12 protein-coding genes and 1 pseudogene are annotated in these 12,765 nt (G+C 39.4%); 1 reads left to right on the top strand and 12 read right to left on the bottom strand.

Going from position 1 to position 12,765, the window contains the following annotated elements:
* Window positions 1-153 precede the first annotated feature (153 nt).
* The 9 genes and pseudogenes from AB8S09_RS09875 to AB8S09_RS09835 all read right to left on the bottom strand — a co-directional run.
* Window positions 154-891: pseudogene (locus AB8S09_RS09875) on the bottom strand (nucleotide-binding protein); the annotation flags it as partial.
* Between the two features lie 56 nt (window positions 892-947).
* Complete coding sequence (gene hydE / locus AB8S09_RS09870) at window positions 948-2,066, bottom strand: [FeFe] hydrogenase H-cluster radical SAM maturase HydE (protein WP_369869034.1); 1,119 nt, start codon at window positions 2,064-2,066, stop codon at window positions 948-950.
* A gap of 38 nt (window positions 2,067-2,104) precedes the next feature.
* On the bottom strand, window positions 2,105-3,319 hold the full coding sequence (hydF, locus tag AB8S09_RS09865) for a [FeFe] hydrogenase H-cluster maturation GTPase HydF (protein WP_294180749.1): 1,215 nt from the start codon (window positions 3,317-3,319) through the stop codon (window positions 2,105-2,107).
* A gap of 147 nt (window positions 3,320-3,466) precedes the next feature.
* Window positions 3,467-3,718, bottom strand: coding sequence for a TM1266 family iron-only hydrogenase system putative regulator (locus AB8S09_RS09860; protein ID WP_294180751.1), 252 nt, complete (start codon window positions 3,716-3,718; stop codon window positions 3,467-3,469).
* A gap of 121 nt (window positions 3,719-3,839) precedes the next feature.
* Window positions 3,840-5,135, bottom strand: coding sequence for a glycoside hydrolase family 18 protein (locus AB8S09_RS09855; protein ID WP_294180752.1), 1,296 nt, complete (start codon window positions 5,133-5,135; stop codon window positions 3,840-3,842).
* 70 nt (window positions 5,136-5,205) lie between these two features.
* Window positions 5,206-6,117, bottom strand: a complete 912-nt coding sequence (locus AB8S09_RS09850) for a PLP-dependent cysteine synthase family protein (RefSeq protein ID WP_294180753.1) — start codon at window positions 6,115-6,117, stop codon at window positions 5,206-5,208.
* 29 nt (window positions 6,118-6,146) lie between these two features.
* On the bottom strand, window positions 6,147-7,289 hold the full coding sequence (locus tag AB8S09_RS09845) for a trans-sulfuration enzyme family protein (protein ID WP_369869033.1): 1,143 nt from the start codon (window positions 7,287-7,289) through the stop codon (window positions 6,147-6,149).
* A gap of 4 nt (window positions 7,290-7,293) precedes the next feature.
* Window positions 7,294-7,926, bottom strand: a complete 633-nt coding sequence (locus AB8S09_RS09840; RefSeq protein WP_294180758.1) for a class I SAM-dependent methyltransferase — start codon at window positions 7,924-7,926, stop codon at window positions 7,294-7,296.
* Between the two features lie 532 nt (window positions 7,927-8,458).
* Entirely contained in the window at window positions 8,459-8,623 is a 165-nt protein-coding gene (locus AB8S09_RS09835; protein ID WP_294180759.1) for an aspartyl-phosphate phosphatase Spo0E family protein, read from the bottom strand.
* 166 nt (window positions 8,624-8,789) lie between these two features.
* Here AB8S09_RS09835 and add point away from each other — a divergent pair, with 166 nt between their 5' ends.
* Window positions 8,790-9,818 (top strand): adenosine deaminase, encoded by a 1,029-nt coding sequence (gene add / locus AB8S09_RS09830; RefSeq protein ID WP_294180760.1) that lies wholly within the window; start codon window positions 8,790-8,792, stop codon window positions 9,816-9,818.
* Window positions 9,819-9,884: 66 nt separating this feature from the next.
* Here add and sufU read toward each other — a convergent pair whose 3' ends face one another.
* The 3 genes from sufU to sufD are packed head-to-tail and all read right to left on the bottom strand — an operon-like array spanning window position 9,885 to window position 12,757.
* The gene (sufU, locus tag AB8S09_RS09825; protein WP_294180762.1) at window positions 9,885-10,337 is read right to left on the bottom strand and encodes a Fe-S cluster assembly sulfur transfer protein SufU; all 453 of its coding nucleotides are present in this window, start codon (window positions 10,335-10,337) and stop codon (window positions 9,885-9,887) included.
* Window positions 10,324-11,589: a cysteine desulfurase gene (locus AB8S09_RS09820; protein WP_294180764.1), complete on the bottom strand. Its 1,266-nt coding sequence runs from the start codon at window positions 11,587-11,589 to the stop codon at window positions 10,324-10,326. Before AB8S09_RS09820 ends, sufU begins: the two co-directional genes overlap by 14 nt.
* Window positions 11,582-12,757 carry a Fe-S cluster assembly protein SufD gene (gene sufD / locus AB8S09_RS09815; RefSeq protein ID WP_294180767.1) on the bottom strand — a complete coding sequence of 392 codons (1,176 nt, stop codon included), beginning with the start codon at window positions 12,755-12,757 and terminating at the stop codon, window positions 11,582-11,584. Before sufD ends, AB8S09_RS09820 begins: the two co-directional genes overlap by 8 nt.
* Between the last annotated feature and the right edge of the window lie 8 nt (window positions 12,758-12,765).

The raw sequence follows: 12,765 nt of genomic DNA, 5'->3' as shown, positions 1-12,765 counted from the left end.
ATTCCACGGTCCTCTGGCCGGTGCGTTGTATTCCAGCCCTGAGGGAAACGGTGACGGAAATTTTGCATCGCATATACAGGTTTCCTCTCCACCCATATCTGCCTTTCCACTGATTTTTTTCAGCACATTCTTTCTCCCTTTCATATGCATATGAAGTATATTCTTGGAGATGCTGCGGTATTGAGAAGCCATTTCACTGTCCGGAAAAGCCTCTATAACTGTTTTCTTCAGCAATTCCGCCTCTCGGACGGTCTCGCTCAAGTCAAGCGTTCCGATGATCTCCGTGTGGAAATCAGCTGCCAGTTCTTTGACCTTTTCCTCCTCATTTTTTACATTCCGGCGGTTTAAGATCAACCCGCCGAGAGAAGCATAACCACGGCCTTTAAAATCTTCCACTGCCATAGCAATATTGGCCGCCGCATAAATCGACATGTTTTCCCCGGACGTTATAATAAACACACTGTCGGCATAGCCACTGCGCATGGGCATGGAAAATCCGCCGCAGACCACGTCTCCAAGTACATCATACATTACAACATCTGGTTTATATGTTTCATACGCACCCTTCTGGGTGAGCTTCCCAAGTGCGGCAATAATACCGCGCCCTGCGCAGCCCCGCCCCGGCAAGGGTCCACCTGTCTCGACACAGATTACTCCTCCAAAGCCCATACATACCATATCCTCCAGTGCAAAATCATTGTTATATTTTCTCACGAGCTCCAGTATAGTGGGTATTTTTGTGCCACCGTGAAGAATCGCAGTTGAATCCGCCTTCGGATCGCAGCCAATCTGCATGACCCGGAGTCCCCTTTCTGCCATCGCAGCTGCCAGATTTGAAACCGTGGTCGATTTCCCGATACCACCTTTTCCGTATACAGCTAACTTAATCATTTTTCCACCTCCTGCATAATTTTTTCTGTACTGAAATTATCATCCAGCCAACTTAATCATTTATTCGCCGTAGGGCGGAAAGCATCGTTCGGCGCTTCCATCTGCCAGTCAAAATGATCTCCCTTTGAGAAATCGGGGACAAAGCCGGCGGCCTGTATACGACCGGCAATACAGTGGAAGCACTCCGCTGATTCCTCGCCCATACATATTTTATTGTCATAGAGAGAGTAATCTCTGCGGTGCTCTATCGGGGAAAGGTTTGGCATAACCACATTGGCACTTGCCTTGAAGCCTTTCTCCCTGCCGATTGGGTCAATGGTACCAAGTGCAGTCGTTGCAGGAAGCAGCGATTTCGGTAACAGAAACCTTAAAAGCGAGAGTAATATCACTGTCCGCCTTGACGAAGGTTTATAATAATTTGCAAACTTAGTGTCCTTATGCGGAATAAACGGGCCTATTCCTACCATATGAGGCTGTAAATCTCGAAGAAATATAAAATCCTCAGCCAGTGTGTCATATGTCTGATAAGGTGAATCCACCATAAATCCAGATCCGACCTGATAGCCTATCTCCTTGAGATTATACAGACACTGCATGCGGTTTTCGAGACTCAGTTCAGGTGGATGAAGCTTTCTGTAATGTGTTTCGTCGGCAGTTTCGTGCCGCAGAAGATATCGATCCGCACCGGCGTCAAAAAGCCGTCTATATGAGTCTCGGCTTCTTTCTCCAAGTGAAAGTGTAACAGCACTGTCAGGAAAACTGGTCTTGATGGCCGAGACAATACGGCATAACCGTTCATCGGTATAATATACATCCTCGCCGCTTTGAAGTACAAAAGTCCGATACCCAAGCCTGTATCCGATTGTACAGCAGTTTAGGATTTCCTCGTCTGAAAGTCTGTATCTGCGCGCATTAAAATTACCTCTTCGGATACCACAGTAATAGCAGTTGTTTTTACAGAAACTTGAAAACTCTATAAGACCGCGAAAATATATTTTCCGTCCATAGTATTTTTCCCTGATTTCTTCCGCACGGCAGGCAAGCAGAGAAAGTATTTCCGTCTGTGCATTCTGCAAAAAAAACCTCAATATTTCAGAAAGTTCCCTTTTACAGGCATCATTCAAAAAGTTGGTCAATTCCGATGCGTCATTCGCGTCATTCAATTGAATCCTCATTGCCCGTCCCCCTCTTCTCTGTCATTCACCATAATAGTTCATACACTTTCATCTTCAAGTTCGTCAAGCAGATCGGGAAACACCCCAAGACAACGTTTTAATATACCATGAATATACGCAATCATTATACCGTAGTTAGTAAACGGGATGTCCTGATCTTCTGCACACTTCATGCGATAGAGCATCTCACGCTTTGTGATCATACATCCGCCGCAGTGAATAATCAGAGAATATGGAGAAAGATCATCGGGATATTCTGTTCCGGAAACGGTTTTAATGTTGACAGTTTTCCCTGTATAATTTTTCAGCCATCTCGGTATTTTCACAGTGCCGATATCGTCACACTGCCTGTGGTGGGTGCAGCCCTCGGCGATAAGCACCGTATCTCCGTCCCTCAGCCGTTCGACAGCTGCAACACCTCGCACAGAAGTATTCAAAAACCCCTTGTATCTCGCCATCAGGATTGAAAATGACGTCAGCGGAATATCAGGTGGGGTATTGGCCGAGACTTTGGCAAAAACTTGGCTGTCCGTGATTACCATGGTAGGCTTCCTGCCGATTCCTTCAAGTGTTGCCCGCAGTTCGTCTTCCTTTACGACTATGGCCGCGGCATCCGCTTCAAGAATATCGCGTATGGTCTGCTGCTGTGGAAGAATCAAACGTCCCTTCGGTGCCGACTTGTCAATGGGAACGACAAGGACTACAAAATCCTTCGGATGGATAAGGTCACCGACAATGCGCAGTTTGGAATCCTCTGTGGAAACTTTTTTAGCAATTTTTTCCTTTAACTCGTATATGCCGGTTTTGTCAACAGTGCTCGTAAATATTTCATTTGATCCAGCCTGTGAAAATTTGCCGGCTAAGTCACATTTGTTGCGGACAACGATGTAAGGAATACCTTTCCGCTTGAACTGGGCAATCAGCTCATATTCACAGTCTCCCATGCTTTCCGTCATATCTGTTACTAAAACCGCGATATCGGTCTTGTTGAGTACCTGTTTAGCTTTTTTTACACGGAGCTTACCGAGACTTCCCGTATCGTCATAACCTGGAGTATCTATTATCACGACCGGTCCCAGCGGGAGCAGCTCCATTGCCTTATAGACCGGATCCGTAGTGGTACCCTTTGTATTGGACACCAAAGCGAGGTCTTGATCTGTAACCGCATTTACGATGCTGGACTTGCCTGCGTTTCTGCGTCCGAAAAATCCGATATGTACACGGTTTGCAGAAGGAGTATCGTTCAATCCCATAATTATACCATCCCTTTTTCTATTTATTTTGGATCAACAAATAATAGCCGTATCCTGGCGGATACGGCTATTTCATATTCAACAGCTATATCGATCTTTCGTCTCAAAAAAATTTTGACGTCAGGCTGATATTGTTTGATTTAATTATTAATTCATAACATTAGAATATACCGTTTTTGCGGTAACTCCCTTAATTCGACCGATTTTCCCCGCCATAGTATTAATTTTGTCCTGCGGAGCATCAACCACAATACTAATAATATTGATTCCTCTTTTACGATAGGGAAGTCCCATGCGTCCGATAATATAGGAACCGTATTCATGCAGCAGAGTATTGATCTGATCTGCAGATTCCCTGCTTTCTGCAATAATTGCAATAATTGCCACTCTTGTTTCCATCGGTACCTCCTCAAGATTTACCAATTCTTTGATCATATGTTTACATCAATTTTATCAATTATATTCCAATTTCAGCAAAAAGTCAAATGAGGTTCAGGTGGAGCATTGAACCTAAAATCACTTACTCGGCCGGTATGACCTTCGTGATCTCAAACATGTTGTTTAGTATATACCAGTTCTGAGGGAAAGGCTGGGACAGTGTCCAATAGCTTACTCCCCTGAGATCATATTCATTGACCAATTTGTATTTTGCCTGTATGCTCCTGGCATCTTCAAACCAGACCACATGCTGCCTGCCCTCTTCATCTACATAGTTGAAGTATGGAGACTGTGCCCTCTCATCAAATTTTATCTCCGCACCATATCTTCTTGCCCTGTTTACAGCTTCCTGATGGCCTATACTCTCTGCAAATTCACCACCCGGAGTATATGGAAGTGTCCAGTCATAACCGTACATGGGTATTCCCATCAATATCTTTTTAGATGGTATCACGCTCACGGCATAATTTATAACTTTTCTGACTTCACTGAGTGGTGCTACGGCCATGGGTGGTCCTCCGGACCAGCCCCATTCGTAGGTCATTATTATAACAAAATCCACTATCCTTCCATGAGAGGCATAGTCATGAGCTCCATGCCATGCACCCGAGGTAACATCATATGTTTTAGGTGCCAGTGCAGTGCCAATTACATATCCGAGCGGATGGGCCCTTGACACCAACTTCTCAAGAAACGAATCATATTTTTCCCTATCTGAAGGCGGAATTCTTTCAAAATCTATTACAGCTCCATAATATTCTCCTTCATCCATTGCTTTGATTATATTGTCTATTAACGTATCTTGAATACTCTCGTTGTTTAACAACCCAGATATCAAATTGGTATCAAAATTCGCCCCGGAAATATTTGTCACTGAAAGCAGTGGTGCAGCTCTGCTATTTCTCCCCATCTCAATTATGGTTTCATCCCTTAGAGGTACAAGTTCGCCTTTTTCAGTCACATGGTGGCTAAATGGTGTTATATAAGTTAAATACGTACCTACATCACTTACAATGGCTCTTTCTCTTTCAGCAGTGGAAGGTTGTATAAATCCATTAGTTTCAATCACACCATAATTTTTTGAATTCTCCGGTATTCTTATTATCATGCCAGGGTAAATAGTTTCGGGATTCAATATATCATTCAGCTGAACTATGCTGTTTACGGAAATTCCGAACCTTTGAGATATGGTCCAGAGTGAATCGCCAGGCACAATTCTATATGCCCTTTCCGTAGTTGGAATCACAAGAGATTGCCCCGCCACCAGGCTTTGCTCAGGGCGCAGAGCATTGACAGCTATTATCCTTTCCTGGGGAACGCCAAATCTCCGTGATATAGACCATATGGAATCACCTGGACGGACTACATATATATTCAAAATATACTGCTCCTTTTTCGATTACTGTCATTAATCATTATATTCTAAAATTACAATTTTGTTCTAAGAACTAGTTGTAAATATTTTTACTGAAATATCTATCTCCCCTGTCAGGAAATATAACTACTATATTTCCCCCATCTATAATTCTTGACAATTTCAATGCCGCAGACATAGCTGCACCCGATGAAGAGCCCACTATAAGGCCCTCTTTCCTGGCAAGTTTTCTTACCATGTCAAAAGCTTCTTCATCATTTACCTTTATCACTCTGTCTACCAGACTCATATCCATAGTACCGGGAATAAAATCATTGCCTATTCCCTCAATAGAATAATTATCTTCTCTGCCGCCGCCAAGAACAGAACCTTCCGGATCCGCCAGAACTGATTTCATATTTTTTATCTGGTTTTTTAAATATTTTACAACTCCTGTAAAAGTACCTCCGCTGCCCGCCCCGGCTACAAGATAATCAATTTTTCCCTCCATGTCCAGATATATTTCAGGACCTGTAGTTAAATAATGGGTCTCGGGGTTATCACCATTTTCAAATTGCCTCAAAGATATGGAATTAGGTATACTCTCAAGTAGATCTCCGGTTTTTTTTACAGCACCGATCATCCCATCTTCTTCAGGTGTATTCACTATTTCCGCTCCAAGAGCTTTCATAAGAATCTGTTTTTCAACAGAAAATTTCATGGGTACCACAAATATAACTCTGTATCCCTTATTCAACGCTCCCAGCGCAATACCCAATCCGGTGTTGCCCGCAGTAGCTTCTACTATAGTATATCCCTTTTTCAATATGCCTTTGTTTTCTGCACTTTCTATCATGTGCACCCCTACTCTATCCTTTATACTGCCTCCCGGATTAAAATTTTCCAGTTTTGCAAATATACCAACATTTTCCCTGGCATTGAAATTATTTAATTTTAACATGGGAGTATTTCCCACCATTTCCTTTATGTCATTATAGTACAGCATTTCCCATCAATCCTCCACAGAATCACCGCTTATTTTGCGAATTTCAATGCATTTTTTAGATCTTCTACTATATCATCCTTGTTTTCAAGTCCTACAGACAATCTCACTAAGTTGTCCACTATGCCTATCTCCTGTCTTATTTCATAGGGTACTGTAGCATGAGTCATAGTCGCCGGATGGGATATAAGTGACTCTACGCCGCCTAAACTTTCCCCCAATGTTATAAGTTTTAAATTCTTCAAAAATTTATTTACATCCAGCCCTTCTTTTAAGACGAATGAAATGACCGCACCACCTCCTGAAGCTTGAGACCTGTGGATTTCATAACCTGGATGGTCCTTGAAACCCGGATAATAGATTTTATCCACCGCATCGTTTTTTCTCAGGAATTCAGCCACATATTCGGCATTTTCAAGGTGCCTGTCCATTCTGACAGACAATGTCTTTATCCCTCTTATCAAAAGCCAGCTGTCGAAGGGACTCAATATGGCCCCTGCCGAGTTCTGAATAAAGTGTATTTTTTCACCTAATTCCCTGTCATTTACTACTAGAAGTCCCGCGATCAAATCGCTGTGTCCTCCTAAATATTTAGTCGCACTGTGCAGCACTATATCGGCACCCAATTTCAACGGCTTTTGCAAATAGGGTGACATAAAAGTATTGTCCACAATGGTGAGTATTTTATTTTCCTCGGCTATTTGGCTTATCTTTCTTATATCTGTGATAGTCATGAGAGGATTTGTCGGCGTTTCAATGAATATTGCCTTTACGTCCTTAGTAATACTTTCTTTTACTTTTTTCAAATTGCTTGTATCCACCAGCTCATAATTTAAATTGAAATTTTTAAACACCTTGTCTATAACTCTGAAGGTCCCTCCATATACATTACTGGAAAGTATGATTTTATCTCCGCTGTGAAAGAGCATCAATGCTGAAGATATAGCTGCCAATCCGGAGGAAAAGGCAAACCCCCTCTCGCCTTCCTCCAGATCCGCAATCAACTTTTCCACTGCATCTCTCGTAGGGTTTCCCGTCCTTGAGTATTCATACCCCCTATTTTTCCCTATTGCATCTTGTTTGTAGGTTGAAGTCTGATATATAGGTACACTGACTGCTCCCGTCCTTTTATCCCCATCTATTCCTCCATGTATTAACAGCGATTCGATTTTCATAATTTTATTCTCCCTTCTTAATTCCACTTGCTATAAATATTCCCGTTTCAGTATATTCCCCTTTGCTCGAATATCCTTTACATTTTAACCCGGTATCCTCAAACTTTACTTCACTAAACCCTGCAGTTTTCATCCATTTGTTTATCTGTTCATCTGAAAATCCCAGCCATTTATCGTGTATTTCAATCTTTGTCCATTTTCCATTGTGCTCCTCCATATCCGATATGAAAAAGCTTCCATTTTTCTTCAAAATTCTGTAAGCTTCCTTTATCACCTTGTCTGCCTCCACCACATGATGCAGAGCCATGTTTATATATACAACATCAATGGATTCGTCAAATAAGGGAATATCTGTTATAGAACCCTTTATAGGATATACATTATTTATTTTTTTATCCAGACATTCATCATGAAGCTGCCTCAACATATTCCTGGAATTGTCCAATGAAAATACCAAATCTGCATCCTTTGACAGTGCAAGTGAAATGAATCCCGTTCCACACCCAAGATCAGCACATATTTTATTTTTTATATCAAATTTAGAAAGTACTACGTATTTTAGCCTATTTTCAAAATAATTTTCTCTTATTACATTCCATTTATCAGCAATAGAATCAAAATACGACACTGAATCCATAATTATTCCTCCTAATAAATTAAATATTTATAAATATTTTTCAAATTCCGGAATTTTGAAAAACAAAAAACCTCCTGCCTCAATACAGAGGCAGAAGGTTACTTCCGCGGTTCCACTCTGTTTAAATTGTATAAATCTAAAAACAAAATCCATACAACAAAACTTATCATATTGGTACAATCATACCTCAACGCTTTTAACGGACGTGCCCGCTGAAATCTACTTCAATTCAATTCAATTCAATCCAGTACTCCAAGATGCAGTTCAATTGCCTCATGCCAAAGTTTCCTTACACCCACGGGAAACTCTCTCTTATGGCCCTCAGTAACCTACTCTTCTTATCATAGTATTTCCTAGTATTCTACTAAGAATTAAATTTACATTCTTATAATACAATATAAGTTTATTTTAATCAAGTATAATTTATAATTTTATTATATATATTACTATGTAAAATGTTCCTAAAACTTTATACATGATCAATATTATTTTATAAAAAGTCACCACAGAATCATCGAATAAATAATAAAAGTCAAATTGACATAACTGCTGATTCAGAATCATTAATTTTTCTATAATGGAGATAAATTAGCTTGTCCAATTGCTGGCTTACTTCTAATATCTCTCCATTATACAGAGATCCATTTTTGACAACCAATGAATTCAATTTTTCTCTTAATTGTTCTATCTGTTCCATAAACTTACCATCTTTCCTATAATTCTAACAATTTTATTTATTGTATTACACAAACCTTTTATAATATACCAGAAAAATACAACAATATCAAGTGGTAATACATTAATATTTTAAAATATTGTATAATATAAATATATTCACGACAGCTCACAAGGAGGATAATATAATGAATTTGGACAAAATGCTGGAACTTATCCCAAAGACGGAGCTTCACTGTCATTTAGACGGCAGCGTAAGACCCACAACAATCTTGGATATTGCAGGCAGAGAAGATATAATCACTTCAGATACAAACCTAAATGTTCTCGAAAAGCAGGTAAAGGTTTTTGGAAAATGTAATTCTCTAAAAGAGTATCTTGATAAATTTAATTTACCTATAAAAATTATGCAGAAAGAAAAAAATATATACAGAGTAGCGGTTGAACTTCTAGAAGATGCATCCAAAGAAAATATAAGATATATAGAAATACGTTTTGCCCCTTTCAACCATCTATTGGACAATTTAAAGCCCGAGCAGGCTGTAGAAGCTGTACTTTCTGCCATGAACTACGGCAGGGATCACCTGGGAATCATGTCAAATTTAATTTTGTGCATTTTAAGACAGGAGCCGCCTTCCAGGGGAATAAAACTTGCTGAACTGGCCAGAAAATATTCATCCAAAGGCGTGGCTGCCATAGATCTTGCAGGGGATGAGGCAAATTTTCCACCTGAAATTCACACAGAAGCTTTTGAACTGGCAAAAAGCTATGGAATTCACCGCACAGTCCATGCCGGTGAAACCGGAATACCAGAAAACATACTAAAATCCATAAAAATTCTGCACGCAGAAAGGATAGGCCACGGTACCTGTGCATATAGAGACAAAAATACACTTGAATACCTGATAGCGCATAAAATTCCGCTTGAGGTATGTGTAACCAGCAATGTAAATACCTCTGCAGTAAATTCTTACAGAGAACATCCCATAAAAAAATATTTAGATAAAAACATTGTGGTAACAGTAAATACAGACAACACAACTGTGTCAAATACAGATATAATCCAGGAATTCAAATATCTCGTAAAATATCAAGACTTTAATTTTGAGGATATAAAAAAAGTTATTCAAAATGGAGTAAATTATTCCTTCGCCTCACAGGAAGATAAAAATAATTTTAAAAACAGCTTCAATTCTTTTATGGACAGCATAAAATGAAAATACAAAAAAAATTCAAAGTACAGATTAAAACACCTGCACTTTGAATTTCAAGAACATTTGATTTTATTTAGAGGAATTGGGTTTTTTCTTCTTTTTTATAGCTTCATCCAGCGTATGCCATGCAAGCACTGCACATTTTACCCTGGCAGGCATCATTGATATATTTTTAAGTGCTATGGCATCCTCCAGCTTTTCCAATTCCTTTTCATCCGTAATTTCCTTTTTTATCATGCCTATAAATGTCTTAATATAATCCAAAGCTTCCTCGACAGTCTTTCCCTTAACCAGATCTATCATCATGGAAGTTGAAGCCTGGGATATGGCACATCCACTTCCCTCATAGGCTATATCATCTATCACATCTCCCTTGAATTTCAGGGAGAGGGTTATATCATCTCCACAACTTGGATTATGACCTCTTTCCTTCAAGTCAGGATCCTTTATTTCTCTTTTATTGGTAGTATCCTGGTTATGTTCTGTTATTATCTGGGAATATATCATACTAAGATCGTCCATATCCCAACCACTTCCTTACATTTTTGAGTGCTTCTATAAATTTGTCTATTTCCTCAAAAGTATTGTAAAAATAGAAGCTAGCTCTGGAAGATGCCTGGATTCCCAGATGTTTCATAAGAGGCTGTGCACAATGATGTCCCGATCTAACTGCCACACCATAGCTGTTCAATATAGTAGCCACATCATGCGGATGAACATCTTTTACATTAAAGGAAATAATTCCACCTTTATCCTTGGCATTTTTAGGTCCATACACTGTTACATAATCCAATTCCGAGATTTTCTTGAGAGCATACTCGGTAAGTTTCTGCTCATAAGCTTCTATCTTGTCAAGACCTATTGAATTCAAATAATCAATAGCTGCTCCAAGAGAAACCGCACCTTCAACATTCTGAGTACCTGCTTCAAATTTAAAAGGCAGTTCTGCAAAAGTGGCACTTTGTTCTGTCACATATTCTATCATGTCTCCTCCACCTAAAAAAGGCGGCATTTTGTTCAAAAGTTCCTCTTTCCCATAAAGTACTCCTATTCCCATGGAAGCCAGCATCTTATGACCTGAAAACACAAAGAAGTCTGCATCAAGGTCAGACACATCGACTTTCATGTGCGGTGTGCTCTGTGCTCCATCCACTATGGCCACAGCTCCCTTTTCATGGGCATATTTCACAATATCCTTGACCGGATATTTTGTTCCAAGTACATTGGATACCTGGGCAATGGACACAATTTTCGTCTTGTCGGTAATTTTATTTTTGTATTCTTCCTCAGTTATTTTTCCATCTTCATTGGTATACATATACTTAAGTACCGCACCTTTTACCCGTGCCACCATCTGCCATGGAAGTATATTGCTGTGGTGCTCTGAGATGGCAATTACTATTTCATCTCCCTTATTTACAAAATTCAATCCATAGCTGTAAGCTATCAGATTCAAAGATTCTGTGGTATTTCTTGTAAATATTATCTCAGAAGATTTCTTGGCTCCAATAAATGCCCTTACCTTTTCACGGGCCCCTTCATAAGCCTCGGTGGATGTAACCCCCAAATAATGAGCTCCCCTGTGAGGGTTCCCATTCAAATTTTCATTATAATGCTCCACAGCCTTTATAACAGAAATTGGCTTTTGTGTAGTTGCACCATTGTCAAAATATACTAAATCCTTTCCCTTTACTTTTATGGAAAGTATAGGAAAATCTTTTCTTATTTTATTTACATCCAATATATCCCTCTGCATTACATTCCCATTACTCATTTACAATCCTCCTCCTAAGTTCTTCAGATAAAAACTTTCTTAAATCCTCTGCGGGAACTCTATCAAATATAGGGCTAAACCTGGCCTCTATAATCAATTTTTCTGCTTCGCCATAATCAAATCCTCTGCTCATCAGGTAGAAAAGCTGATTTTCATCTATTTTTCCTACACTGGCTGCATGCTGCCCGTCTACATCTTCTTCCTGACAGAGAAGCATTGGAATGGTGTCAGTTTTCACTGTCGGATCTAGAAGAAGAACTTCTTCGGCTTGAGCTCCCTTGGATTTAGAGGATCCCATCTTGAAATCTATATTTCCCTTGAAAACTTTTTTTGCCCTGTCTTTCAGCACTCCTTCTATAATCATGTTGCTTGTGCTCTCTTTGCCAAAATGGTTGGTAGTATAATAGAGATCCTGTTTTCTATCTCCGTCAACCAAATAAGCCGAATATATATCGGCGCTGCTGCGCTGACCTTTTAAATCCGAGTTATAATTTGTAACATTTATCTTGCTTCCCATTTCTACTGTAACCCAATTTACCTTGGCTCCATCTTCCACCTCTGCCATATTGGAATCAAAATGGGATGCCCTGTTATTCATTCTCTGGACCTTTACGACATTCACTTCGGATCCGCTTCCTGCAAAGACTTTAGTCAGGCCGTTGTGAAATACCTCCATGTCTCCATCTTCCGTGTAATAATCCACCACCAGTGTAATTTTGCTGTTTGGTCCAGCTACAATTATATTTTGATCTATAACTGACGGATTTTGTGAATTCAAATTAAAATTAAGCCTTATAGGTGAATTTAAAATTTTATTCTCCGGAATTTTTAGAAATACACCTGAATTAAAGCCATTTTCCGCAAGCCTTACAAAATCCTTTGATACAGAAGTGGCATCTTTAAAACTGGAATAGCCTGTGAGACTTTTTCCATCGATTTCCCTTATGTCTTTCAAATACACATTTTTAAAATCTTCAGCTTTAAAATCCATATAATCTGCATTGTATTCATTTATTTCAGGAAAATTATAATCTTTAATATGAAAATTATTCAATCCAAGATGTTTCCAAGTAGGTACATAGGCTTCATTTAATCTGAAATCCTTCTTGTCTTTCAATTTGGAAATTATATTTTTTCTCTTACTCAAATTTTCCTTATTATCTATCATAAAGTACC

It is taken from the genome of Clostridium lapidicellarium (assembly GCF_041224415.1).
Taxonomy (GTDB): domain Bacteria; phylum Bacillota; class Clostridia; order Clostridiales; family Clostridiaceae; genus Clostridium_B; species Clostridium_B lapidicellarium.
This window is presented reverse-complemented; position numbering and strand designations above follow the sequence as displayed.